Source organism: Snodgrassella sp. B3088, assembly GCF_026535815.1.
In the GTDB taxonomy this organism is placed as follows: domain Bacteria; phylum Pseudomonadota; class Gammaproteobacteria; order Burkholderiales; family Neisseriaceae; genus Snodgrassella; species Snodgrassella alvi_E.
Genome location: NZ_JAFNPG010000007.1, coordinates 163162 through 188111, shown reverse-complemented (window position 1 = coordinate 188111; position 24950 = coordinate 163162). Strand labels below are relative to the sequence as shown.

The window sequence follows — 24950 nt, the reverse complement described above, 5'->3', positions numbered from 1 at the left end:
TGGGCTGCATTTCTATTATCCGGTTTTTTTCAGGCAACCTGTTGTACTGGTACAGTCTGCCGGAAAACCTTTGGAATAAAATTATGACTGAAGTAGATTTTTATGAAGTGCTGGGTGTAACCCGTACTGCAGGGGATGAGGAAATCAAAAAGGCTTATCGCAAGCTGGCTATGAAATACCATCCCGACCGTAATCAGGGCGATAAGAGTGCGGAAGAAAAATTCAAGGAAGTACAGCGCGCTTATGAAGTTTTGTCTGATTCACAAAAACGTGCGGCATATGATCAGTTTGGACATGCCGGCGTAGACGGTAATATGGGTGGCGGCGGAGGATTTTCCGGCGGTTTCGATTTTGGTGATATTTTCAGCCAGATGTTTGGTGGCAGTGCAGGTGGTAGGCAGCAGCAGAATCATCAGGGTGCTGATCTGCAATATCAAGTGGAAATCACGCTGGAAGAAGCTGCGCGCGGTATAAAGAAAAAAATTACCATACCTACGCATGAGGAATGTGATGTCTGCCATGGCAGTGGAGCTAAGGCGGGTACTTCTGCTACTACTTGCAGTATGTGTGGCGGCAGTGGTGTGGTGCATGTACGGCAGGCAATTTTTCAGCTACAGCAAACCTGTCCAACTTGTCATGGCAGTGGTAAGCAGATTAAAGACCCGTGTGTTAAATGCCATGGTGAAGGTCTGGTTAAAACACGTAAGACGGTGGAGGTATCTATTCCGGCCGGTATTGATGATGGCCAGCGTATTCGTCTGAGTGGTGAGGGTGAGCCGGGTAAGCATGGTGCTGCGGCTGGTGATTTGTATGTGCTGGTGAATGTGCGTCCCCATCCGGTATTTGAGCGTGATGGTATGGACTTGCATTGTGAGCTGCCGATTAGCTTTACGATTGCGGCGCTTGGCGGAGAGGTGGAAGTGCCAACGCTGGATGGTAAGGTTAAGCTGAATATTCCAAAAGAAACGCAAACAGGCCGCCGTATGCGTGTACGTGGTAAAGGCATTAAATCTGTACGTTCGGCCGCTGTGGGTGATTTGTATTGTCACATTGTGGTAGAAACGCCGGTAAATCTGACAGATAGGCAGCGTGAATTGCTGGAAGAGTTTGAGAAGATTTCTACTGGTATGGACCGCGCACAGACCCCACGGCAGAAGTCGTTTATGGACAAGCTGCGTGACCTGTTTGAATAAGCTGTGATGAAAGAATGGTTTAGAAAAGTATAGTCCAGAAAGATAAATAATCAACATTGGTTATGCAAGGTTAAAGCCCGCTGATGGTATGAAATCAGCGGGCTTTTGTTGTATTTGGCCAAGAATCAGGCTGTTTAAGGCTGAGCCGGTAGGCAGTATGCTTTAATTTGAGTGGTGTCGTTTTCTTGTTCGGGAAAAAGGTTAGTCGGTGTTTGGCCGGTTTAAAGTTTGCTAAATACTCGGATTATGGCTGGTATGAAGAGCCAAAGCTGATTAAGCTGAATCTCAACAGGCAATCTGTTTGATATAGCTCCAAGTAAAAAATCGCTTCTGTATGATTTTCTACAGAAGCGATGTGGAAAGGTGGCAGTCTGGGTAAATATATTGTGGACAAATTTAATGTATTTGTCTGAATAAAATTTAGCTTTTGTTCTGAAATCCTTGTAAATAAAGGATTAATTTATTTTTCACTTATATTATTGAATTGATTATCTGTGGATAAATCTGTGGATAATTATTGTATCAAACTGAAGTTTCATTCTAGTTCACCGCGTAGCTGCGCGGCCAACTGTGCCAGCTCTGCCTGATCGGCCGGTGTGCTTTCATGCTTGGCAAGTTCATGGATGTGGCCGGGAATTAAATGAATATGATAGTGAAACACAGATTGACCAGCCTGCTCACCGGACAACTGCAACTGAACAACGCCATCACGGTGTAACACTTTACGTTGGGCACTGATGATTTTTCTGGCTGCATTGAATACTGCTTGTAGATAATCGTCTGGCATGTCAGTTAACTCTACCGCTTCGCATTTCGGAATCACCAGTACATGGCCGCGCGCCTGCGGCATCACATCCATAAAGGCCAGTGTTTGTGCATCTTCATATACTTTATGACAAGGAATTTCACCACGGATGATTCGGGCGAAGATGTTATTTTGGTCGTACTGCTGCATGATGGGTCTCCTCTCTGGTGTATCGGTTTGTTTGACGTCACCTGAGTAACGGTTTAAGAAATAATGGTCAGTTTGTCTTTGGCAAATACGGTATCTAGCTCTTTGATTCCCTGTTTGCCGAAGTTTATGGTCAGACGCGCGCCTTCTGCTTTGTGTGTGGCATCGATAATGACGCCGGTACCGAAACGCTCGTGATGCACATTCTGCCCCAGCTGGAAGCCGTCGAAATCTGGGCTGGCTTGTGTTTCAGCCAGTTTGCTGCGGCTATGAAATGGATTGGTGCGCTGTGTGCTCTGCTGTCTGGCTATCAAAGAGTTTTTGTGTGCTGACAGGTATTGCAGTACTGCTTCGGGTATTTCATCCACAAAGCGTGATGGTAAGGCAAAGTGAGTCTGTCCGTGTAGTAGCCGTTGCTCGGCCATGGTTAGATACAAGCGTTTACGTGCTCGGGTAATGGCGACATACATGAGACGCCGCTCTTCTTCCAGGCCGTCGCGCTCAGCCATACTGTATTCGCTCGGAAACAGGCCTTCTTCCAGTCCAGTAAGAAAAACCCCGTCAAATTCGAGACCTTTAGCCGCATGAACTGTCATTAATTGCAAAGCATCCTCGCCCTGCCCAGCCTGATGTTCGCCTGCTTCGAGTGAGGCGGTGCTTAGAAATGACAATACTGCGAATAATGGGTCGTTTGGGTCATAGTCGGATTCAAATTCAAATCCTGATTCTTGTGGCTTGAATGCTACTGCTGCATTGAGAAGTTCTTCTAGATTGTTGATGCGTTCCTGCTGCTCGCCTTTTTGGGTACGGTAATATTCCATCAGCCCGCTGTCGTAGATGGCAGCAGCCATGATTTCCGGCAGGGAAATCTGCGTAGCTTGAAGCTGAAGATTTTCTATCAGACGCACAAAAGCAGCAATTTTGCTATTTTTGGACGCCAGATTGGTAGCAGCCTGCCATAGTGAGGTATTGGCTTCGTTGGCTGCTGCCTGAATATTTTCAATGCTGCGGGCGCCGATTCCGCGAGTGGGTACATTGATGATGCGCAAAAGTGCGTTATCATCATCGGGATTGACGGCCAGCCGCAGATATGCCAGTGCATTTTTGATTTCCTGCCGTTCATAAAAACGCAAACCGCCATAGATTTTGTAGGGAATACCGGCGCGAAATAAGGCTTGTTCCAGTACACGCGATTGAGCATTGCTGCGATACAGTATTGCCATCTGTATATAGTCTAGTCCTTCACGATGCAAAGCTTTTACTTCATCGACAACAAATTGAGCTTCTTCTATATCATTTATCGCTTGTAAGACGCGAATTTTTTCTCCGGTGCCTGCTTCGGTACGCAGATTTTTTCCCAGACGGCTGGCATTATGCGCAATCACGGCGTTGGCTGCGGTAAGAATGTTACCAACGGAGCGGTAATTTTGTTCCAGCCGAATGGGTTCGCTCACGTTAAATTCATGCAGAAAGCGGGTCATATTGGCTACTTCGGCTCCGCGGAAGCGATAAATACTCTGATCATCGTCGCCGACTGCGAAAAACGCTGCTTGTTTTCCGGCAAGCAGTTTTAACCATGCATACTGAAGTTTGTTGGTGTCCTGAAATTCATCAATGAGTACATGGTTAAAGCGGTTTTGATAATGGCTCCGTAGTACATCATTATTTTGCAGAATTTCGTAACTGCGCAGCATCAGCTCGGCAAAATCCACTACACCTTCATTCTGGCACAGGCTGTCATAGGCAGCGTAGCATTCAATCATTTGCCGCTCATGCGGGTCGCGTGCGCTTAGCTGGGAGGCACGCAAACCGTTTTCTTTCTGAGCATTGATGAATCCTTGCAGGCTACGCGGAGCAATGATTTCATCAGAAATATTGAGTTGTTTGAGCAAGCGCTTAATCACAGATAGCTGGTCACCCATGTCCAGAATCTGAAACGTTTTCGTCAGGCCGGCTTCTTGATAATGCAGGCGCAGAAAACGATGGCACAGACCATGGAAGGTACCCAGCCACATGGCGCGTACTGATACTGGTAACATGGCGCTTAGGCGCAATTGCATTTCTTTGGCTGCTTTATTGGTAAAGGTAACAGCCAGTATGCTGTGGACACTGGCTTGGCCTGTTTGTAATAACCAAGCAATACGAGTGGTAAGTACCCTTGTTTTGCCACTGCCGGCACCGGCCAGTACCAAAGCAGGCTGCGCCGGCCAAGTGACGGCGGCTAATTGTTCACTATTGAGGCCGGTCAGTAAACCGGAAGAAGATAGAATTTCCATAGCGCTTATTGTAGCCGATTGAGGCTGAAAAATCGCAAGGAAAAATATGTTAATGGATTATTAATAGTTTCTGTGAACAGGAATAATCAGCTTTAATTGAACGATTAAACAGGAAAATTCAATAAAGGGTAATACCGGTAGGCGAAAACCGTGCTTTTTGGAAAAAACACTCTGCTTTTTTCTGGCATTCAGTGTATGTACACAAACAAACTGTGAACATGTCTTCACCTGCAGCCAGAACGGTATCCTGCTCAGACTGTTTCTATCCTTCTTCAGATAACTTGTAGCGGTGCCACTCCGGTCGTCGTTATTTATTCACTACCAGTTTAGCGCAGATGGAAATCATGAGTGCTTATCTGGTTTTCGCAGACATGAATATAATTGGTATTGTATCTACTTTGGGATTCGCTTCAGATGCGGCAAGCTGCCAACATTTTTTACAACTGTCGGACCACTCCCAAGGTAAATTGTCTGTGTCGTTGTAAATTAATCGGGGGTGCTCAGTGGGCTAAGACCAGGTAAATCGGCGAAACTGCGCTCACGCACAATTTGGCAGAAACTATCCAGATAGCTTTTGCTATGGTCTGATTCGCGCATTGCTGCATACAGCTCACTTTGCAATGGAATGTCGCCAATCTGGCGTGCCACCACGTAACCTTTCTCCAGATAGGGCATCACCGTCCAATATGGCAAAGCTGCTATACCACGCCGGCTTGAAACCAGCTGGATGATGGCAATAGTTAATTCGCTGTTGCGGCGTGCGGGCTGTACGCCTGCTGGTTTCAATACTTTGCGGATTAAATCCAGCATATCGTCCGGTACTGGATAGGTAATTAGCGTTTCGTCGGTGAAGTCCTGCGCATGCCAGACACTTTTGGCGGCCAGTGGATGGTCTTTGGCGCAAATTCCCACCATTTCATAGGCAAATAAAGGCTGAAAAAGAATTCCTGGTTGAGGTGCATATTCAGACACAATGGCCAGATCGGCACGATGGGTCAGTAGTAATCCAACCGGATCGGCCTGAAAACCAGACACGATGTCTAACTCCACTTTCGGCCACAGCGGCCGGAACGCATCCATGGCTGGCATCAGCCAGTCGAAACAGGTGTGGCATTCCACAGCCACGCGCAGCTCCCCTGCTTCGCCTTCAATAATCTGCGCCATATCCAGCTCAGCTACGGTGACCAGAGGCGTGATTTCGCGCGCCAGTTGCAGTAGGCGTTCGCCTACGGGTGTAAAGTGAATGGGGCTGGATTTGCGTTCAAAGAGTGGTGTGCCGTAAAACTGTTCTAGCACCCGTATTTGATGTGATAGCGCAGACTGGGTCAGAAATACTCGCTTGGCTGCCATGGAAACACTTCCGGTTTCTTCGAGAGCTAGCAAAGTGCGTAAATGACGCAGCTCAATAATCGACTCCATATTTTCCGCCTTTAATGATTATTTTAACCACGAATACAAGTTAAAAAATTCATAAACAATCGTTTTGTTTATTAATTAAGAGTGATATGGCTATGCTGATTATTTCTCTTCGAATAGCCATTTATCTGTTTTCGTACTATACACTTACCTACCTTATCATATTCTCGTACTGCATAGTGTCTGATTGGTATATTAAAATTTTTCATGTAGAACTGCAAAATTTATCGCTTGTCGTCATGTCTTAACTCCCGCACACTGACTATTATCGAAATTTATCTTTCACAAATAGGGAGAAACACTTATGAATACATTCCATTTATCCGGTTATCCGCGTGTTGGCGCCAAACGCGAACTCAAATTTGCTGTTGAAGCGTTTTGGAAAGGCAGCAAAAGTGAGGCTGAGCTGCGGCAGACCGCCGCGGATATTCGCCAGAAAAACTGGGCTACTCAGATAGCTGCTGGCGCTGACCTGCTGCCGGTTGGTGATTTTTCTTATTATGACCATGTGCTGGATACTCTGTGTGCGCTTGGCGCTATTCCGGCTCGTTTTGGGTTTGATGCGGCCACGCTTACTCTTAGCCAGTATTTCGAGCTTGCTCGCGGTAATGCCACTCAGGTGGCTATGGAAATGACCAAATGGTTTGATACCAACTACCACTATATTGTGCCGGAATGGCATCAGGATACCAGCTTTAAAGCCAATGCCGCCAATTTGATTGCACAGATCGAAGAAGCCAAAGCCACTGGCCACGATATCAAACCGACGCTGGTAGGTCCGCTGACGTTGCTGTGGCTGGGTAAGGAAAAAGATGCCGGTCATAACCGTTTGGAGCTGTTGCCGCGTCTGTTGCCTGAATACCAGAAACTACTGCGTGAACTGGCCAATGCCGGTGTGGACTGGATACAGATTGATGAACCGATTCTGGCTGTGGACATTGCGCGTGAATGGCTGGATGCGTTTGCACCCACCTATCAGGAGCTGGCTATTACTGGTACCCGCATTATCATCGGTACTTATTTTGGTAGTGTGGCCGAACACCTGAATTTACTTAAAAATTTGCCTGTAAATGGTGTACACATTGATTGTGTCCGTGCACCCGAGCAGCTGGCCGAGTTTGCCAATGTATGGCCAGAAAACAAAGTTCTGTCCGTTGGCCTGATTGATGGTCGCAACGTATGGCGTGCCAATCTGCGCGAAGTAATCGATTTGCTGGCACCGGTAGCCACTCAGCTGGGCAACAATCTGTGGATTGCACCGAGCTGCTCATTGTTGCATAGCCCGCAGGATTTGAATGTAGAAGAGAAACTTAACCCAGAAATCAAAAACTGGCTGGCCTTTGCCGCCCAGAAATTACAAGAGCTGGGTATTATCAAACAAGCTCTGGCACATGGTAAAGACACGGTACAGGAAGCTCTGGATGCTTCTGATGCTGCTGCTGCCGGACGCAAGACCAGTAAACTGATTCATAACGATCAGGTTGCTGCGCGTGTAGCTAGTTTACGTGCTCATGCCGACCAACGTCATAGCCCGTTTGCAGAGCGGATTGAGAAGCAGCAGGCGTGGATGAAGCTACCCTTGCTGCCCACTACAACCATTGGTTCCTTCCCGCAAACTCAGGAAATCCGGCAGGCACGTGCGGCTTTCAAAAAAGGTGAGCTGAGTGCCGCCGATTATGAAGCTGCAATGAAAAAAGACATCGCCTACTGTGTTGAGCAGCAGGAAAAACTGGATATCGATGTATTGGTGCACGGTGAAGCCGAACGCAATGACATGGTGGAATACTTTGGTGAGCAGCTGGATGGCTACTGCTTTACTCAGTATGGCTGGGTACAAAGCTATGGTTCCCGCTGTGTAAAACCGCCGATTATCTTTGGTGATGTTGCCCGCCCGAAAGCCATGACCGTAGCGTGGTCTGCTTATGCTCAGTCGCTGACCAAACGTCCGATGAAAGGTATGCTGACCGGTCCGGTGACCATGATGAAATGGAGCTTTGTGCGCAATGATGTACCATTAAGTCTGGTGTGCAAACAGATTGCTCTTGCCTTAAACGATGAAGTGCTGGATCTGGAAAAAGCCGGCATCCGCGTCATTCAGATTGATGAACCGGCTATTCGCGAAGCTTTGCCGCTGAAACGTGCGCAATGGGATGAATATCTGGATTGGGCGTGTGAATCTTTCCGCCTGACGTCTACCGATGCCGACGACAGTACGCAGATTCATACCCATATGTGCTATTCAGAATTCAATGATATTCTGCCGGCAATTGCCAGCATGGACGCAGATGTTATTACCATCGAAACATCGCGTTCTGATATGGAATTACTCGATGCCTTTGTGAAATTCAGCTATCCAAACGATATCGGCCCAGGCGTATACGATATTCACAGCCCACGTGTGCCTACCGAAGCCGAAGTCGAGCATTTGCTGCGTAAAGCGCTGAAAGTTATCGACCAGCGTCGCTTATGGGTAAATCCAGACTGTGGTCTGAAAACCCGTGGCTGGCCGGAAACCACGGCAGCTCTAGAAGTGATGGTAAAAGTGACTAAAAAGCTGCGTGCTGAACTAAAAGTTTAAAATTGATTCAGTACCACATTATCCAACCGCCTCGTTTATCGGGGCGGTTTTCTGTTTGGGTTTTTCATAATTATAATAAAAATTGCACCAAAACGGCTGCGCATAGATGAATATAAAAAGGTTAGACTGTGGGGTTCGGTAATGTCTATTAGTATGTATTCAGTTTATTCTATACTGGCTGCGTTACACATAAGCAGGAAATGCATTACCTGAATGACGGTTTTATTTATACTGCTTTGGCTGACTGTCTATATGATAAATGGAAGTATTTGGTTGTTGCTGATAACAATTAGATATTCATTTTGTAACAACTAAGCTTGCGTATATAAAAAACTAAAATGAATTGCCAGAAATAGTTTTATTCATATTATTCAACCAGTAGATTCACATAGATAGTTTCCTGCTTATACTAAATACAAACCGTGTAAATATCTTTTTATCATTTTTTAATAATGAAATTCTTGATTGCCTGAAAATCATTCAGTTTACAGTTAACGCTAATATTGTGAATTAGCTCATGTTGTTCATGGCATATGAATAAAACATTATTTATTATTTTAGTTAATAATCATTAAATTGCCACTATCATGGATTGCATTATTTTTAACAAGATTAACCAGAATAAAAACGCAGACTGCTACAGCGGCAGCCTGCATCCGATTACACGGGCACAGAGCGCTTAGTTAACCTGATATTTGGCCAGAACCGCGCGAATTTGTGGTAAAGCGGCACGCGCTGCTTGCTCACCCAGCTGAATAGCCTGCGTTTTCTGGTCGAAGCCGCCAACAGTACCCAGCTTCTGTACCTGTGGCCGGATAACCACCTGCGCTTTACTTAGCTCGCTGTTCAGTGCCGAAGCGCTCATGATATTCAGGCTCTGGTCTAAATAAGAAAAAAAGCCTTCACTGGTCAGGCGCGCCGGTTTGGCGGAAATATCCACCGCAATGACCACATTGGCACCAAGTTGTCGGGCGGCGGTGACCGGCACTGGTGCTACCAAACCACCGTCCACAAAACGTTTATTGCCAATTACCGTTGGCTGAAAAATATTTGGAATGCTTGCCGAGGCGCGTACAGCCTGTCCGGCATTGCCATTGTTGAACACTGCCATGCGGCCTGTACCGAATTCAGTGGCCACAGCACCAAAGCGGATAGGAAATTGCTGAATCGGTTTATTCTTTACCTTCGCATTGATGTAATCCTGTAGTTTCTGCCCCTTGATAAAGCCGGAAGTAGACAGCACCGGATCCACCAGATCCGTTTTATTTAGAATTTCCGCTTCCAGCTCCAGCCGGTCGGGGCTCATACCAGAGGCGTACATACTGCCTACCAGCGCGCCAGCACTGGTGCCAGTCACCACCCGTATCGGAATATGGTTTTCCTGTAAAACTTTTATCACCCCGATATGCGCAAACCCTTTGGAAACCCCGCCACCAAGTGCCAGCCCGATAACCGCACGCGGCTTGGTTGCCGCTGTTGGAGTGACAGGAGTAGTGCTTTTACAAGCAGAAAGACTACTGAAAACCGAAATAATCACAGCGCAGGTACGCAGCAATACAGTAAATTTCATATTTATATTTTTATATTAAGGTTGGGAAGGATAAGTGGAAGACGATGGATAAAACTGTATCGGTGCAACGTTCTCTGGAAGAATCTGTTTTTTCACACCATGTCCGTACACCAGTTCCAGCGTGACATTCTGTATATCTTCATTCTGCCACGCCTGTGCCAGAATACGTACAGCCTCGATTTCGTTGTCAAATTTCAGACTCTCCCACAGACCGGCTGTGCGCATATCTTCGATAAAGCGTTCTGGCTTAGTATATTGCAGCGTAAGCATATTCATATCCATCACCGGATCATAAAAACCGTGCTGATACAGCATGTCGCCAAGGTCGTGCATATCGAGTAGCCTCGGCGCGCTGACCACTATACCCGCAGTGCGCCACAGTGTCAGGACTTCTTTTAATGTATCCGGCCCAAAGTGGCTAAAAAACAGCAAACCGTCAGGGCGCAAAGCACCAGCCCAGTTTTCAATCACCGCTACTGCATCTGGCTGATGAATCAGGCCAAGATTACTCCATACCATATCCGCCGCCTGATTATCCGGCAGCCTGTCGGATGCAATCTGTTCCGGCAGACTGCTATTGAGCTTTTGCCACCAGCTCTGTTTGGCTTTTCGAATCGCCTGTGCTGCCTGAAGATAGCAGCTGCGACTATCATATTCATGGAAACAAGCTTGTGGATAACGCATTTTAAGTAAGCGGTAGCTTTCATTGCCATCAGCAGCGGCCAGCAAAATGTGCTGTGGCGGCTGTTTCAGAATACTCAGGCGTTCGTCTAGCGTCGCGGCCAGATGTGCATGCAGGAACCAGTCTGGCTGGTGTGGCAGAGTTGTCATGTGTATTGTTCCCAAAACCGACCCAGTACACGGGCAAATTCATCAGGATGGCTTAAAAACGGTGTATGAGCAGCCTGCGGCAGCAGATGCCATTCACTCTGCGGCAGTTGCTGATGCAGATATTCGCCCATGCGTGGCGGCGTTATGGTATCGCGCCCACCGTAAACCAGTAATACCGGACAGTGTAAGCTACTGAGTAGCGGGCGTAAATCTGCTTGTTCTAACGCATGCAAAGCCGCGTTAAGAGCAACCGGTGCTCCGTACTGGCAAATGGCCGGCAGCAGATGCTGCATGCCGGTTTGTATCCCCGTATCCGCATACAGCATCTGCAACTGTAGAAACTGTTGCATGTATTTGGGATAATCTATCCTGAATTTGTCTGCCATCTGATGCAGACTAATCTTGTGCAGGCCTTGCGGGTAGTCACTGCTGGCCAGTAATTTAGCCAGACTGGCTGTTAGACACAGCGTGGCAACCCTGTCTGGATAACGTGCGGCCATACTGATGGCCACCATACCTCCCAGCGACCAACCAAGAACATGAGCGGGTTCAGATAACTGTGCCGCTAGTTGGTCGGCAATAGTATTTATATCAAAAGTGCCATCAAACGGCGCACTGCCATGGCCGGGTAGATCCGGTGTAAGTATATGCATTTGATTTGGCAGCGGCAGGTTGGCCAGAAAAGGGTCGAAAATATGATGATTGGCACCCCAGCCGTGTATCAGTAAAGTTTGAGAAGGTGTGATCATGGGAATAGTTTCATTACTTACTTCATTCTGGCACGCCTGTATCGGCAAGCCGCACTGTTTATTATGCCACGATTATGCTGATGGCTCAGGCTTGTGCCATCCGTGCTGGCAGGACATAAGCAGCCTTCAGCGCCCAGAACGTGATATCTGTTTGCAATGCCATTCCGGCAATCTGACAGTGGGAGCTTGTGAGCAATGCGGGCAGCATTGGCCGTTTGCTCGCCTCTATGCCAGTTACCGCTATGCCACTCCACTCCGACAAATACTCAGCGCGTACAAACATCAGCGCCAGCTTGCCCTGCTCGATACCTTGGCCGCATTAATGCTGGCACGGCCGCCACAGTGGCTGGAAACCGCACAAATAGACGCAGTGCTGGCCATGCCCTTAAGCCGTCAGCGGCTGTTTAAGCGTGGCTTTAATCAAAGCCAGCTGCTTGCTGCCAGCATTGCCCGCCATTACGAGTTACCGCTGCTGCCACCGTACTGCATTGATCGCACCCACCAGCCGCCCCAGTCTACATTGAAAAAATCAGCCCGCCAGCGTAATGTACGCGGTGTATTTCACTTGAAGCAGCCCGTAAAAAAACGTAACCTGTTGTTAATTGACGATGTTGTGACCACCGGCGCAACAATTGCCGAACTAGCGCAAACCCTTAAAAAATCGGGTGCCGCACAGGTTTTTGTTTGGTCGCTGGCTCATCCGGATTGAAAAAATCTTTGACAGACAAAGGCTTGTTTGGCATAGTGTCGCCCTGATAAATTACTGATTCAATTATTAACTGCGTTACCATTTCGGCTTTTTGCCGATTAGTAAGCAACTTTCGGAACCCGCCAATGTGCTGTATTAAACCACAGTCGGTGTCAGTTCCTGCCAATTGAGGTTACTGCCTCTCCTGCCACTTTTTAGTGGCTGCCACTGTTTTTTGCTGTCTTAGTATAAATACAGTTTTACCAGACTGACGTGTTGTCGCGGACAACAAAATCTGCATGTCTGGTGTTTGCGTCTTTTACTCACAGAAACGGAAATATGGTTTGATCAGGATTAAAGTATTATTTGTTAGCGTTGTCATGATACTGGGGTTCAGCATGGCCAGTGCCAAGCAGACCGCTCATCTGTCAGCGCCGGTTTATCATGCTAAAAAATCTCTATCTAATCTTACAGTAGCACCAGCAGAGCATCTGCATAAAACAGCTAACCTTAGCTATCAGGTAGCGGGCAAACGATATTACCCGTTACAAAAAGTGGCCAGTTTCAGTCAGGTAGGCCGAGCCTCTTACTATGGTCAGAATTTTCACGGGCGCCGCACCTCATCTGGAGAGCGGTTTGACAGCCAGATGCTGACAGCAGCCCACCCCACTCTGCCTATTCCCAGCTATGCTCGGGTAACCAATCTCTCAAACGGCAAGACAGTCGTCGTGAGAGTAAACGATCGTGGCCCCTTCCACGCAAACCGTGTCATGGACTTATCTTACGCTGCGGCGCAGAAACTGGGTTTCGTCCGTGCCGGCACAGCACAGGTACGCGTAGAACAGGTACTGCCCGGCGAAAGCCTGCAACCAGCCGGCAGTGGTGGCAACATTTATGTTGATTTACAGAAATTTGCCAATAAAGAGCTGGCACAGCAGTATCTGAAAGCAACCACACAGCATCTGCAGGCTGCTGGCAGCGCACAGCAGGCCAAACTGGTGAAAGTGAAAAACAGCTACGTTGTCCGTATGGGCCCTTTCCAGCAACAACAACGTGCTGATGAAGCCAGAAAATCTATGCTGACCACACTGTAAACTCAGCAACAAACTCAGACAAAAGCCCGTGGTATCATGCACGGGCTTTTGTTTGTCCCGCGTCAGGAAAGGAACATAATGATTAGTCGTTTACGCGGTATCGTGCTAGAAAAAAATCCACCGATAGTGGTACTGGATGTACATGGCGTGGGTTACGAAGCTCAGGTGTCCATGCAAACCTTTTACAACCTACCCGCAGTCGGAGAAGAAACGGCGCTTTACACCCAGCTGGTGATACGGGAAGACGCCCATCTGCTGTTTGGCTTTGGCTCTCGCGAAGAACGCGAAACGTTCCGTGCACTTATCAAAGTAAGCGGCATCGGAGCCAAAAGCGCACTGGGCATCCTCTCCAGTCTCAGCAGTGATGAACTGGCGGCTGCTATCGCCAGCGAAGACATCAAACGCCTGACTGCTGCTCCCGGAATTGGTAAAAAAACAGCCGAGCGTCTCGTACTTGAGCTACGCGGCAAATTAGCTGCCAGTGGCGATAGCCTAGGTTTGTATGCTGCCGAAGCTGCCAGCGCAAACGAAGACATAATTAACACTTTGCTAGCCTTAGGTTATACCGATAAAGAAGCCCGCAGCGCCTGCAAAGACATACCGGCCGGTACCGACATCAGTGAAGGTGTACGACTTGCCTTAAAAAACATGTTATAAACAACACTCTGATAATCGCAGACCCCACCACAGGAAATCGTATGGCAGCCAAATTGATTTTACTCGATCAGGATGGAGTTCTGGCTGATTTTGAGCAGGGTGTAAGACAGCGCTGGCAACTAACCTACCAGCAGCCCCTACCCCTGCCAGAACGCCGACATTTCTACCTGCGTGAAGACATGGCGCCACAGTATCACCAACAGCTGACACAGATTTACAGCAGTAAGGGTTTTTTTGCCTCCCTGCCACCCATGAATCAGGGTATTCAGGCGGCCAGACGCTTACTAGAAGCAGGACACGACGTACGCATCTGCACCTCACCTATCGATGACTATCATTACTGCGTATCCGAAAAATTTGACTGGGTCGCCCGCTACTTAGGTGATGAATGGCTAAACCGCATCATTTTAGCCAAAGACAAAACATGGATTCGCGGCGATATCCTCATTGATGACAAACCCATAATAAGCGGCAGCCTGCAGCCACAATGGCAGCACTGGATTTATGATCAGCCCTACAACCGCAATGCAACCAACATCCATCGTGTAAACTGGCAAAAACCGGAAAGCTGGTCAGAATTATTGCAGTAACGCGGCAATAACAGCATTCATAACTGCATCAATACTCGTAACAGTAATCCGGAACATCACTACCAATTGCAACCAGTGAACAAATGCGAATAAAAACTAACGTCAGCAGCTATTTCAGAAATGCACAGTGCTTTCATTAGCATGGCGGAAAAAATATCCATCCGTTTTCAGAGCGCTTCGGCAATACTGTCTGCCAACATGGTTGAAACTGCCAACAACATAAGTAGAAAAAACCTTTGAGACTGATAAAAATCAAATACCGGCAAACCAAACTGGCCGTATAAATAGGTCTAAATACCATAACACATTATCAAACCAGCGGCTCTAAGCTACAATAGCACCCATATATTCATTACCAAAGACAAGCTTTTACAGAACTTTGGTTCACCTAGCATCAGGAATAACCCATGTTTGGATTTTTTAAAAGAAAAAAAAATACAGAGCCAGAGCAAGAACAAGCCAGCGTTAACCCCGCTCAGCCGGAATCAGTAGAGCAACCCGATACAGCGGCTGAAACTCATACTCAGCCTGAACCGGCTGCTTCCCACCAGAGCGTAGAAGAGCACACAGCGAATGCAGCCATCTCCGAATCTACAGCTACCGAAACAACAGAAGACATCATCGTACCGGCTGCCGTAGATGAACCGGCCGCCATTGCCACCAGCACGGAATCAGAGGTTGTTCAGGCTCCGGCCAGCGAAAACACCATCGTGATTCCTGTAGATACCACAGAAACCCCTAGCGAAACAGACAAACCAGCACGACTAGGCTGGGCAGCACGTCTCAAACAGGGCCTAAGCAAATCGCGCAACCAGATGGCCAAATCGCTGGCGTCTGTATTTGGTGGCGGCAAAATCGATGAAGACCTGTATGAAGAGCTGGAAACAGTATTGCTCACCAGTGATATGGGTATCGAAGCCACCGAAAAACTACTGGCACAGGTACGTCAGCGCGTTACTCTGAAAGGATTGAAAAACGGAAACGAACTGCGCAGCGCCCTGAAAGAAGCCTTATATGAATTACTGCAGCCACTTCAGCAGCCCTTGTCCATACCTGCTGATAAAAAACCTTTTGTTATCATGATGGCTGGCGTAAACGGCGCAGGCAAAACCACCAGTATCGGCAAACTGGCCAAATATTTTCAAAGTCAGGGTAAAAGCGTCCTCTTGGCCGCAGGTGACACATTCCGCGCAGCTGCGCGCGAGCAATTACAGCAATGGGGTGAGCGCAATAACGTAACCGTAATTGCGCAGGAATCCGGTGATTCTGCCGCCGTCTGCTTCGATGCCCTTGAAGCAGCCAAAGCACGTGGTATCGATATCGTACTGGCTGATACCGCTGGCCGCTTGCCAACCCAGCTGCATCTGATGGAAGAAATCAAAAAAGTAAAACGCGTGTTGCAAAAATCATTACCCGAAGCACCACACGAAGTCATGCTGGTACTCGATGCCAACGTCGGCCAGAACGCCATCAATCAAGTAGTTGCTTTCGACGACGCCCTTGGCCTAACCGGCCTGATCGTTTCTAAACTGGATGGCACCGCAAAAGGCGGTATCCTCGCCGCACTGGCCGCCAAACGCCCGATACCGGTACGCTTCATAGGTGTAGGCGAAGGCATAGACGATTTACGCCCGTTTGACGCCAAAGCATTTGTAGATGCATTGATTGAGGATGAGAAATAAGTTTTCTGGCAAGAAAAAAGCTGGCTGTCGAAATTGATAGTCAGCTTTTTATTTGCCAGCACAGACTATCATACGTTTCCTTATATGAAGAAATAAACAGCCTTTTTAAATTAATATAATCAATTTACCCAATAAAATATATTCAAAGTGGATCAGACAAAAGTAATGAGCATTAAAATCTGTTTCTGCCGGTATTTGGTTATATCCACTGATCTGAACTTAATAAAAGGCTAAATAAATGTGCCAGAGCTGGTATTGCCACCGATTAATTATATTCCTTAGGTCAATGCACAGAAACCAAAAAACCATTTATAAACTAGCTTTTATATATGGTAGATGAAAGCTGGAAAAATTGCTTTAAAAACTGATTTTACTTATTTATTTAGGTTGTATTAAAAAAATCATATTGAGAGAAATCAACAAGTCTAAAATCTCAATAGGATAAATTAAATAATTATCGAATAAAAACTGTATGGCGCAGAAAAAAACTTAGTTTATTTTAGATAATAGTCTTCTCCTTCAATCATTTTGCTGAAAGCCGCCACTACTACAGCACCACTGACTTAATAAATCCAATAAATTTTTTCTGATTAAACCGGAATCCAAATTGAGATCAATAGTACAGAATCGGAACTGATGATTTTGAATGGTGACAGATTCATTAATTGATTCATTAATTGCAGGATACAATAACATTCCGGTTGCATTGAGTGATGGCGGATCAACAGGATTTTCCTGACTGCGCAGATAAGTATAGAGCTGGTAAATATGAGGACTTTTAAACACCTTGTCTTTATAAAAAGACTGGGTATGGATAGACGTACATTTGGTATCAATAATTAGGCGATGCCGGCACTGGCGGCGTTCAATGACCAAATCAGACTGCATACTGGGTAAAAAATCCTTTATACCAGTACTGGGTTGTAGCTGCTGCCAATATAATCGTTTGCCGGCGCTTATTATCCAATCCTTACTATTCAAATTAGTGCGGCAAAATCCAACTATTGCTTTTTCAAATAAATGCCGCAACCACTGATCTTTTTTATCTGCTTGCTCCAGTAAATAACTACCTGCCTGCTCGGTGGGTATAGCCATATTAAAAATCAGCCGGCACAGAGTAAGCAGCGTTTTATCTTGTTTGCCAGATTGATCAAAAGATTCAGTTAAATGATCATACTGAGTCGACTGCCCTATCTTAAGCGCCGTAAACCGACTGATAATGTTCTGGCATTGCAGGATTAATGTTTTATCCTCTAACTGTGCCAGCAATACATGCGCGGCAGCATGAATAAAGCGATTTTTCGGGGTATCAATGGTTAAAGAATCAAACTGGCATCGAATGCGGCCTTTTTCTAATAACTGCTGGCGTGCGGTAGTCAGCAGATCTATTTTTCCCCTGACACGAGTTAGTGATTGTGTATGTTGCTGATATCCGCAGGATAATGCGCGCATCAGCCTTTTGCTAACAGCCTGACAATATAGTTTTGCAACCAGAATAACCAGTTCTTGAGGATTTTGTTCCAGCTTTACTCTTTGCTGCGCACCAAGTGTTTTATACAGATCAGAAGCATACAATAGCAGCAGCCAGATATTTCTGATGGGTATCGTAGCGACGGTATTATTGGTAGTGGATCGTTCAGGCGTTTGCATTACTATCAGCACACATCAGACAATAAGGCTTCAATAGCCTCATCAATTTTATTTGGATCATTAAGCCAGTATTCTGTTAGTAAAGGCCGAATTTCAGTGTCGATAATGTTTTTATACCAAGTATCTGCATCTGGAACAGGTTTATTAGTGGTCAGATAACTGTGGCCAATGGTAAAAGCCTTTCCCAACATCGGATCATCGCTGATCTTCTGGTTCAGTAGCAACATGCGCTGCTGCCAGTCTTCTAATTTCTCATGTGCAATGGCCGTTTTTTCTGCCATATAGGATAGCCACTGCTTACCAAAGTTTGGTTGCAGAGTGAAGAATGCAAAGCGTCGCCGCAATGCTAAATCAAACATGGCCAGTGATCGGTCGGAAATATTCATGGTACCGATTACGTATAGATTATCCGGAATAAAAAAAACGGTTTCATCATTACGCTTATAGGTTAATTCCATAGCTTCATGGTAATTTCGTTTATTTGCCTCCAGTAAGGTCAGCATTTCACCGAAAATCTGTGCCGGATTGCCTCGATTGATTTCTTCAATTACAAGTACATAATTTGTATTAGGATCGTATCTGGCCCGATTGGCCATTTCGATAAAAGGACCATCAATCAATTCAAGCTTGCCATCACATGAGGGTCGATAACCGCGAATAAAATCTTCGTAAGACATATTTGGATGAAACTGTATTACTTTAATATTATCGAAATCTTGGAAACCAACCATCACATTGGCCAGACGTTTGGCTAGCCAAGTTTTACCTGTACCGGGCGGTCCTTGTAAAATCAGGTTTTTCTTTTCTTTTAACCTTTCCAGAATAATTTCTAATTGTTGAGGATCAACAAAGCAGCCTTCGTTGATTAAATCCTTGAGAGAATAAAATGGTCTCACTATGTAATCCTGACTGTTTTCCTGTATATCTGCACTGAAGTGTTCAGTAATGTCTAGATCATAATCAGATAATTTGTATTGCCCTCTTGTTACAAACTGTAAAATATTCTGGTCACGTAATTCTTGTAAGGTTCGGCTTACAGATTGTTCGATAGTATTGTTATCAGGAAACAGTTCTTTCAACTTTTGCTGATAATATTCGAGAATTTGTTGCCGGCTAAAAATCTCACTGTTATTTTGATGACACAATTCCTTAATGAATTCTAAAACAGTTTGTTTCCATCTAGATTTGGTTAGTTCTAGCTTATTTATATCGACGTTACAAAAACGTTTCTGCCAGTATGGTGCATTGCAAAATCTGTTGATATCCTGAAGTTGATTATGAAAAGTAAAATTAATTAACTTTTCAGCTTGCCAGTTGCTCGGGATTACTTTCCAAATGGTTTTTGGCTTGGTGTAAAAATACCATTTTTTTCAGAAAAATTTTTATCCCAATCAACTTTCAGGCTTTTTCCATCCCCTGGATTTTGCAAAACTGTACCGATCGCTTTGATTTTCAATACTGGAATGGGATAACCTTTGTTATCAAAAGGTAATTTATTTTTCTGTACATAAGCAGTCTTAATAGCGATCCGATCTCCGGTCTGGATAGACTGGATCAAATTTATTTCCTTATTATTTTGACCGTAATATAGCCACGTTCCGCTATTGATAAAGTATTCACTTAGATCATCATTACCATCTCGGCAGGCACCTAAAAACCAGTAGTTTTTGCTGGTATCAACCATTTTCCCCATCTGCATAGGCAATAAAAAAATAATATATTTATCTTAACATGTTAATATATTTTGTTATTAATGAGTGAAAGAAATTTAATAAATCCGGTCAGACTATGAAATCAGATTTCAAAAAAAATATATTAAACGTGTATATAACAAATTAGCCAACTGATTTAAAATAAAAAAACTAACTAAACTGAATAATTTAATTCATTACTCAATCGCAAACCAATAAAAAACGCGGTACAGGCACCGCGTTTTCTACTTTCCATTTATATTCAGACAGCTTCATCCAAGCCGCAATGGCGTAGCAATGCATCAATACTGGGTTCGCGGCCACGGAAAGCTTTGAACGATTCCATGGCAGGACGTGAGCCGCCTACGGCAAGAATCTCATGCCAGAAGCGTTTACCGGTAGCAGACGCATCAGCTTCTTCTTCAAAGGCCGCATAGATATCAGCCGATAGAACTTCAGCCCAGCTATAGCTATAGTAACCAGCAGAATAGCCTCCGGCAAAAATATGGCTGAAAGAATGGGCAAAGCGGTTAAAGTCTGGTTGCGGCATCACCGCAACCTTGCGACGTACATCCCGCAATGTTTGCTGCCAGTCACAGCCAGGCTGGCTGTAAATTTCCATATCAAACAGCGCAAACTCCATCTGGCGCAAAATAAACAGTCCAGTTTGGAAATTTTTAGCAGCCAGCATTTTGTCGTACAGTTCTACAGGCAGGACGGCACCAGAGTCCTGATGGCTGCTCATGCCAGCCAGCACATCGTATTCCCACACAAAATTTTCCATAAACTGGCTCGGCATTTCCACCGCATCCCACTCCACACCGTTGATACCGGATACGCCCAACTCATCCACCTGAGTCAGCAAATGGTGCAAGCCATGGCCAGTTTCGTGAAACAATGTCAGAATTTCTTCGTGGCTCAGACGCGCAGTATTACCAGCTACAGGCGGAGTAAAATTGCACACCAAATAAGCGATCGGTGTTTGAAGCTGGCCGGCATAATGACCATCAGTGAATCGGCGGCGGCCGCGATAATCATTCATCCATGCGCCGCCACGTTTGCCGGCACGTGCATACAGATCCATGTATACCCCGCCGATAATAGCGCCACCCTGTTCTAGCTCAAAATAACGAACATCGGGATGCCATACCGGAACCTGTTTTTCAATAAAATGCACCCCATACAGCTTATCAATCTGTGCAAACAGACCAGCCAGCACGCGGTCTGCCGGAAAATATTTTTTTACTTCTGTTTGGCTGAAAGCATATTTGGCCTGCCGCAGTTTTTCGCTGGCGTAGGTTACATCCCATGGTTGTAACTCATCCAATCCCAGATGCTCATGCGCATATGCTTTCACTTCGGCCAGATCTTTCTCAGCAAATGGTCTGGCGCGGCTAGCCAGATCCTGTAAAAAGGCCAGCACCTGTTGTGGCGTATCAGCCATTTTGGTGGCTAAAGACAGCTCAGCATAATTTTGAAAGCCCAATAAGTGTGCTTCACGAGTGGCTATTTCAAGGATACGGTTAATATTAGCTGTATTGTCCCATTTGGCCTCACCTAGTTCGCTGGCACGGGTAGAATAAGCATGATAAAGCTGCCGTCGCAGCTCGCGATTATGTGCATATTGCATCACAGCCAGATAGTGCGGCATCTGCAGGCCGATTTTATAGCCAGTTTTACCTTCGGCTTCTGCCGCGGCAGCAAACATGGCCAGCGCTTCTTCCGTCAGACCGCTAATTTCACTGTCGCGAGTAAAATCAGCCTTACTGCTGCAACCGCTGGAAGTATTCTCTTTACCTGCTAGTTCCTCACCATTGGCAAAATACAAAGCAAAAGCATCTGTAGCATCCAGTACATTCTGGCTGAAACTAGCGGAAAGCTGAGCGCCCTCTGCCTGTAAAGCGGCAAATTCAGCTTGTTCCGCTGCCGGCAGTTCCGCACCACTCAGTACAAAATCCCGTAAATCGTGATTCAGCTTGGTTTGCTGAGCGGCACTCAAATGAGCATATTCATCACTGGCCTTGATACTCTTAAAGCGTTCGTATAAATCAATATCCTGACTGATGGCGGTAAAAAACTCACTTACTTTCGGCATCAGGCTATTATAGGCGTCACGTAGCTCAGGTGTATCAGCCACACTGTTCAAATGGGCAATTACTCCCCAGATACGGCCGGCACGTTCGGTAATATTGGTCAGCGCTTCTACCGTATTATTCCAGTTAACTTCGGGTTGTGCTTTCAGCTTTTTAATGGCTTCATTGGCCTGAAGCATGGCTTCAGTCATAGCCGGTTCGATATCAGCGGCACGAATGGCATCAAATCGCGGTTCGCTGTCCAGATTCAACAAAACATTTTCAGACATAGTATTCTCTTGAGAAAAATACCTGTAAATTTGCGGTTTTTCAGGTAAATCGGGTGGAAAAGGCAGGAGCTGCTGTTTATCTTCTGCTATAAACACTGTTGCATAATGCAACAGGATAAGGTCAAAAACATGAAAAACAATATTCGTTCTTATTTAGATACGCAACCACAAATTGCGCCAGATTGCTTTATCGACGATACAGCAGTGGTTATCGGCGATGTGATTTTGCACGAACAGGTATCCGTGTGGCCGTTTGCGGTGATACGTGCCGACGTAAACAGTATGCAGATAGGTGCTCGGAGCAATATTCAGGATCACTGTATGCTGCATGTAAGCCATAAAAGCGCAGACAAGCCTGAAGGCTCACCGTTACGGATTGGTGAAGATGTCACCATCGGTCATCATGTAAATTTGCATGGCTGCACCATAGGCAACCGCGTGCTAGTAGGAATTAGTTCTATCGTACTAGATGATGCCGTAATCGAAGATGAGGTGATGATTGGCGCTGGCAGTCTAGTGCCACCACGCAAACGTCTGGCCAGTGGCTATCTGTACATGGGTTCTCCCGTACAGCAGATCCGCCCTTTAACTGAAAAAGAACGCGAATTTCTAAAATATTCTGCTGCGCATTATGTCAGATTGATGCAGAATCACCAATCAACCCAGAATATTAAAGCATATTGAATAAGGAAGCTAACATGAAAAAAATTCTGTCTTTAAGCCTGTTGTGCTGTACATTTTTACTGGCAGGTTGTGCCTCTGACGGAGGTAATAGCAGCCATACAGAAGTTTACGGCCAACTCAAAGGCGGCGTGGAAACGTCTCATACCAGTCATTAAATTTATAGGTCAAGTAAATTTTGTTGGAATACGAACAATTTAGCAGGTTAAGCCAATAGTGTCGTAAAATGGATATATTATGCAGTTTGAAAGTGAAAAATTTACCTAGAGTAATTGTTATATTAATAAAGTTAAGCTAGATTAATAAAACAGCTTTTCAAACCAACCATAAAGGACACAATGATGAAAAAATTATTGGGATTGAGTGCAGTTTTAGCTGCTCTGTTACTGTCTGCTTGTGCAACCACAGATTCTGGTACCAAAGCCGCTCCTTACAGCGATGTACAGGCTGCAGTAGAATCTAACTAAGCGTTACCGATAAGTAAGTGGTATGCTTGCCTGACCAAAAATCAGGCAGACATACCATTTTTTTATTTCTATATTTGATGTTAGTAAATCCGTCGCAGTGATTGTCATTTTGTCTTGAAGCAAACTCAACAGCCGGAAAAAATTCTTGCGGTCTGAGCATAATCTTTTTGTGAGACCAGAAAAACATAGCTGCAAATATTTCTGTTCAGCCAATAAAAAAGAAAAATTAACTTAATCATATCAGGATGTTGGCATAATCCAGCGATATTGGTTACCGCATCCACTAAAAACAGATATCGTATCTTCTCCTTTAACCATACTAAAGTAAACGGCTCAACACATCTCAGACATAAAAATACCAGCCGTTTTGTTTTAGCTGATATGTTTATGTTAACGCACAATGTTCCTGCCGGCAGGAATACCAGCAGGATAAAAACCTATTCAGTCAGCACTTGATAAAAATCAATTACCACCAGCCTGTACATTTACCAATGGCGTAGTTGAACCATCTGCATGTACCTCCAACAGCGTTACACCACATTGTGCCGAAGCAGAAGATGCAATCGCCTCATAATCATGACCAGGTTTGGCTACAAATGTTAATTTATCACTCTGGCAGGATGGCTCGTTATAAATAACGGATCCGTTTTGATGGGTATTATTGACGGTGGTCAGACCCATATATGCATTAGATATGGTTATCGGTATATTGGCCGGAATCGTGAATTCGCGATAAAACAGCTTAGACAGATAATGATTATGCTGTTTCATCGTTTCTATCGTAGACGTAGCTGGGATACCTATACTGCTGTTTCGGGCTATGCGCAAAAGAGAAGTAAAAGCTCCGCTCAGATTACCGCCAGCTGTTTCTTTCACTAAGTGACCCTCATAGCGGTATCTCATATTGGTGGGTTTTTGGTTTTGCCCGTACAGGCGGATACGTGCCTGCGGTGCCATCTCAGAGGAAGCCTCCTGCGCCATAACAGAATTACAGTTTAGGCTTAAAATTGCACACATTATCAATGGTTTAATTAGACTTAGGTTCGATTTAATGATACGGTTAACACGCATGTTGTCTCTCACAGGGTAACTTAGGTTAAATAAAGAATATGGTAAAGTAGTGTTATGAAAGTATTTAACAAATATTACTATCATGCTCACATAAATGAGGCAAAATTTCGCCATATTATACGTTTGTTTGTAGAAGATTTACCTGCATCAAAGATTGCTCAGTTAAGTGACGTGAGCCGAATTAGTGTCAATAAACTAATGTATAAACTGCGCAGCCGCATCGTGTTGCTCACTGCTATGGATTCGCCTGTAGATTTTGACATGACTATCACTGATGATTACATTCAACCGTTCAGTGACAACCACGACGGCATCGCGGATAAAAATTTTGTGTGTGGACTATTGTGGCGTAATGACAAAGTCCATGTAGAAATTATCCCCGAACGGTATCGCCTAATGCTACAGGAGGTAATTCGAGGTAAGCGAGATATTCGTACCGTGCAGCCTGCACGCAGTTGGTATCCGTATGATATGCTGATTGACGTCGAAGAAAATAAACGAGCCCGCCTGCATCATAGCGACGAAAGCCTGTTGGCGCATGAAGAAAAAATCCATCAGATTGCTGCCTTCTGGTCTTTTGTGACACGGCGGCTAGCGATGTTCAACGGAATAAATGTAGATAAATATTATTTGCACCTGAAAGAGTGTGAATTCCGATTCAACAACCGTCATGAAAATCTGAGCACTCTGTTGCTAAAAGAATTCACACGTAATCCATTATAAAACTACACTACAGCCTGCTAAAAACAAAA

Annotated in this window: 22 protein-coding genes; 11 read left to right on the top strand and 11 right to left on the bottom strand. The window is 45.4% G+C overall.

What is annotated here, in order from left to right; all coding sequences use genetic code 11:
* Positions 1 to 83: 83 nt before the first annotated feature.
* A complete protein-coding gene (gene dnaJ / locus J3U75_RS05645) occupies positions 84 to 1193 on the top strand; it encodes a molecular chaperone DnaJ (protein ID WP_267390956.1) in 1110 nt (369 codons plus the stop codon).
* A gap of 535 nt (positions 1194 to 1728) precedes the next feature.
* Here the strand turns inward: dnaJ and J3U75_RS05640 are convergent.
* The 3 genes from J3U75_RS05640 to J3U75_RS05630 form a co-directional block, all read right to left on the bottom strand.
* Positions 1729 to 2148, bottom strand: a complete 420-nt coding sequence (locus J3U75_RS05640; RefSeq protein WP_267390955.1) for an HIT family protein — start codon at positions 2146 to 2148, stop codon at positions 1729 to 1731.
* A gap of 53 nt (positions 2149 to 2201) precedes the next feature.
* On the bottom strand, positions 2202 to 4421 hold the full coding sequence (locus J3U75_RS05635; RefSeq protein ID WP_267390954.1) for a UvrD-helicase domain-containing protein: 2220 nt from the start codon (positions 4419 to 4421) through the stop codon (positions 2202 to 2204).
* A 486-nt stretch (positions 4422 to 4907) separates the two neighbouring features.
* On the bottom strand, positions 4908 to 5840 hold the full coding sequence (locus J3U75_RS05630) for a LysR family transcriptional regulator (RefSeq protein WP_267390953.1): 933 nt from the start codon (positions 5838 to 5840) through the stop codon (positions 4908 to 4910).
* 301 nt (positions 5841 to 6141) lie between these two features.
* On the opposite strand from J3U75_RS05630, the gene metE reads away from it, so the two are divergent.
* Complete coding sequence (gene metE / locus J3U75_RS05625; RefSeq protein ID WP_267390952.1) at positions 6142 to 8415, top strand: 5-methyltetrahydropteroyltriglutamate--homocysteine S-methyltransferase; 2274 nt, start codon at positions 6142 to 6144, stop codon at positions 8413 to 8415.
* Between the two features lie 679 nt (positions 8416 to 9094).
* Here metE and J3U75_RS05620 read toward each other — a convergent pair.
* From J3U75_RS05620 to bioH, 3 genes are read right to left on the bottom strand one after another with little or no spacing between them, the layout of a single operon-like run.
* A complete protein-coding gene (locus tag J3U75_RS05620) occupies positions 9095 to 9985 on the bottom strand; it encodes a patatin-like phospholipase family protein (RefSeq protein WP_267390951.1) in 891 nt (296 codons plus the stop codon).
* A 15-nt stretch (positions 9986 to 10000) separates the two neighbouring features.
* On the bottom strand, positions 10001 to 10816 hold the full coding sequence (locus J3U75_RS05615) for a methyltransferase (protein ID WP_267390950.1): 816 nt from the start codon (positions 10814 to 10816) through the stop codon (positions 10001 to 10003).
* On the bottom strand, positions 10813 to 11565 hold the full coding sequence (gene bioH, locus J3U75_RS05610) for a pimeloyl-ACP methyl ester esterase BioH (protein ID WP_267390949.1): 753 nt from the start codon (positions 11563 to 11565) through the stop codon (positions 10813 to 10815). Before bioH ends, J3U75_RS05615 begins: the two co-directional genes overlap by 4 nt.
* Between bioH and J3U75_RS05605 the strand changes: the two genes are divergently transcribed.
* The 5 genes from J3U75_RS05605 to ftsY all read left to right on the top strand — a co-directional run bounded on the left by J3U75_RS05605 (position 11564) and on the right by ftsY (position 16276).
* Complete coding sequence (locus J3U75_RS05605) at positions 11564 to 12274, top strand: ComF family protein (protein ID WP_267390948.1); 711 nt, start codon at positions 11564 to 11566, stop codon at positions 12272 to 12274. The genes bioH and J3U75_RS05605 overlap by 2 nt on opposite strands.
* A gap of 377 nt (positions 12275 to 12651) precedes the next feature.
* Complete coding sequence (locus J3U75_RS05600; RefSeq protein WP_323811353.1) at positions 12652 to 13347, top strand: septal ring lytic transglycosylase RlpA family protein; 696 nt, start codon at positions 12652 to 12654, stop codon at positions 13345 to 13347.
* 78 nt (positions 13348 to 13425) lie between these two features.
* Complete coding sequence (gene ruvA / locus J3U75_RS05595) at positions 13426 to 14004, top strand: Holliday junction branch migration protein RuvA (protein WP_100151497.1); 579 nt, start codon at positions 13426 to 13428, stop codon at positions 14002 to 14004.
* Between the two features lie 41 nt (positions 14005 to 14045).
* On the top strand, positions 14046 to 14594 hold the full coding sequence (locus tag J3U75_RS05590; protein ID WP_267390947.1) for a 5' nucleotidase, NT5C type: 549 nt from the start codon (positions 14046 to 14048) through the stop codon (positions 14592 to 14594).
* A 407-nt stretch (positions 14595 to 15001) separates the two neighbouring features.
* Positions 15002 to 16276, top strand: a complete 1275-nt coding sequence (gene ftsY, locus J3U75_RS05585; protein ID WP_267390946.1) for a signal recognition particle-docking protein FtsY — start codon at positions 15002 to 15004, stop codon at positions 16274 to 16276.
* A gap of 519 nt (positions 16277 to 16795) precedes the next feature.
* On the opposite strand, the gene J3U75_RS05580 is transcribed toward ftsY, so the two are convergent.
* From J3U75_RS05580 to J3U75_RS05565, 4 genes are all read right to left on the bottom strand, one after another.
* A complete protein-coding gene (locus J3U75_RS05580; RefSeq protein WP_267390944.1) occupies positions 16796 to 17926 on the bottom strand; it encodes a 5-methylcytosine restriction system specificity protein McrC in 1131 nt (376 codons plus the stop codon).
* Positions 17927 to 17931: 5 nt separating this feature from the next.
* Positions 17932 to 19134 carry an McrB family protein gene (locus J3U75_RS05575; RefSeq protein WP_267391035.1) on the bottom strand — a complete coding sequence of 401 codons (1203 nt, stop codon included), beginning with the start codon at positions 19132 to 19134 and terminating at the stop codon, positions 17932 to 17934.
* A gap of 116 nt (positions 19135 to 19250) precedes the next feature.
* Positions 19251 to 19610, bottom strand: a complete 360-nt coding sequence (locus tag J3U75_RS05570) for a hypothetical protein (protein WP_267390942.1) — start codon at positions 19608 to 19610, stop codon at positions 19251 to 19253.
* Between the two features lie 269 nt (positions 19611 to 19879).
* Complete coding sequence (locus tag J3U75_RS05565) at positions 19880 to 21979, bottom strand: M3 family metallopeptidase (protein WP_267390940.1); 2100 nt, start codon at positions 21977 to 21979, stop codon at positions 19880 to 19882.
* Between the two features lie 129 nt (positions 21980 to 22108).
* On the opposite strand from J3U75_RS05565, the gene J3U75_RS05560 reads away from it, so the two are divergent.
* The 3 genes from J3U75_RS05560 to J3U75_RS05550 all read left to right on the top strand — a co-directional run bounded on the left by J3U75_RS05560 (position 22109) and on the right by J3U75_RS05550 (position 23127).
* On the top strand, positions 22109 to 22663 hold the full coding sequence (locus J3U75_RS05560) for a gamma carbonic anhydrase family protein (RefSeq protein WP_267390939.1): 555 nt from the start codon (positions 22109 to 22111) through the stop codon (positions 22661 to 22663).
* A 14-nt stretch (positions 22664 to 22677) separates the two neighbouring features.
* Positions 22678 to 22818: a hypothetical protein gene (locus J3U75_RS05555; RefSeq protein ID WP_267390938.1), complete on the top strand. Its 141-nt coding sequence runs from the start codon at positions 22678 to 22680 to the stop codon at positions 22816 to 22818.
* 183 nt (positions 22819 to 23001) lie between these two features.
* Positions 23002 to 23127, top strand: a complete 126-nt coding sequence (locus J3U75_RS05550) for a hypothetical protein (RefSeq protein ID WP_257377984.1) — start codon at positions 23002 to 23004, stop codon at positions 23125 to 23127.
* Positions 23128 to 23589: 462 nt separating this feature from the next.
* Here J3U75_RS05550 and J3U75_RS05545 read toward each other — a convergent pair whose 3' ends face one another.
* A complete protein-coding gene (locus J3U75_RS05545; RefSeq protein WP_267390937.1) occupies positions 23590 to 24084 on the bottom strand; it encodes a hypothetical protein in 495 nt (164 codons plus the stop codon).
* A gap of 168 nt (positions 24085 to 24252) precedes the next feature.
* Here J3U75_RS05545 and J3U75_RS05540 point away from each other — a divergent pair, with 168 nt between their 5' ends.
* A complete protein-coding gene (locus J3U75_RS05540) occupies positions 24253 to 24921 on the top strand; it encodes an IS1595 family transposase (protein WP_100156625.1) in 669 nt (222 codons plus the stop codon).
* The last annotated feature ends 29 nt before the right edge of the window (positions 24922 to 24950 follow it).

Coding starts and splice junctions, on each gene's coding strand:
- dnaJ (WP_267390956.1), top strand. CDS start 84: ATGACTGAAGTAGATTTTTATGAAGTGCTGGGTGTAACCCGTACTGCA.
- J3U75_RS05640 (WP_267390955.1), bottom strand. CDS start 2,148: ATGCAGCAGTACGACCAAAATAACATCTTCGCCCGAATCATCCGTGGT.
- J3U75_RS05635 (WP_267390954.1), bottom strand. CDS start 4,421: ATGGAAATTCTATCTTCTTCCGGTTTACTGACCGGCCTCAATAGTGAA.
- J3U75_RS05630 (WP_267390953.1), bottom strand. CDS start 5,840: ATGGAGTCGATTATTGAGCTGCGTCATTTACGCACTTTGCTAGCTCTC.
- metE (WP_267390952.1), top strand. CDS start 6,142: ATGAATACATTCCATTTATCCGGTTATCCGCGTGTTGGCGCCAAACGC.
- J3U75_RS05620 (WP_267390951.1), bottom strand. CDS start 9,985: ATGAAATTTACTGTATTGCTGCGTACCTGCGCTGTGATTATTTCGGTT.
- J3U75_RS05615 (WP_267390950.1), bottom strand. CDS start 10,816: ATGACAACTCTGCCACACCAGCCAGACTGGTTCCTGCATGCACATCTG.
- J3U75_RS05605 (WP_267390948.1), top strand. CDS start 11,564: ATGGGAATAGTTTCATTACTTACTTCATTCTGGCACGCCTGTATCGGC.
- bioH (WP_267390949.1), bottom strand. CDS start 11,565: ATGATCACACCTTCTCAAACTTTACTGATACACGGCTGGGGTGCCAAT.
- J3U75_RS05600 (WP_323811353.1), top strand. CDS start 12,652: ATGGCCAGTGCCAAGCAGACCGCTCATCTGTCAGCGCCGGTTTATCAT.
- ruvA (WP_100151497.1), top strand. CDS start 13,426: ATGATTAGTCGTTTACGCGGTATCGTGCTAGAAAAAAATCCACCGATA.
- J3U75_RS05590 (WP_267390947.1), top strand. CDS start 14,046: ATGGCAGCCAAATTGATTTTACTCGATCAGGATGGAGTTCTGGCTGAT.
- ftsY (WP_267390946.1), top strand. CDS start 15,002: ATGTTTGGATTTTTTAAAAGAAAAAAAAATACAGAGCCAGAGCAAGAA.
- J3U75_RS05580 (WP_267390944.1), bottom strand. CDS start 17,926: ATGCAAACGCCTGAACGATCCACTACCAATAATACCGTCGCTACGATA.
- J3U75_RS05570 (WP_267390942.1), bottom strand. CDS start 19,610: ATGGTTGATACCAGCAAAAACTACTGGTTTTTAGGTGCCTGCCGAGAT.
- J3U75_RS05565 (WP_267390940.1), bottom strand. CDS start 21,979: ATGTCTGAAAATGTTTTGTTGAATCTGGACAGCGAACCGCGATTTGAT.
- J3U75_RS05560 (WP_267390939.1), top strand. CDS start 22,109: ATGAAAAACAATATTCGTTCTTATTTAGATACGCAACCACAAATTGCG.
- J3U75_RS05555 (WP_267390938.1), top strand. CDS start 22,678: ATGAAAAAAATTCTGTCTTTAAGCCTGTTGTGCTGTACATTTTTACTG.
- J3U75_RS05550 (WP_257377984.1), top strand. CDS start 23,002: ATGAAAAAATTATTGGGATTGAGTGCAGTTTTAGCTGCTCTGTTACTG.
- J3U75_RS05545 (WP_267390937.1), bottom strand. CDS start 24,084: ATGGCACCGCAGGCACGTATCCGCCTGTACGGGCAAAACCAAAAACCC.
- J3U75_RS05540 (WP_100156625.1), top strand. CDS start 24,253: ATGAAAGTATTTAACAAATATTACTATCATGCTCACATAAATGAGGCA.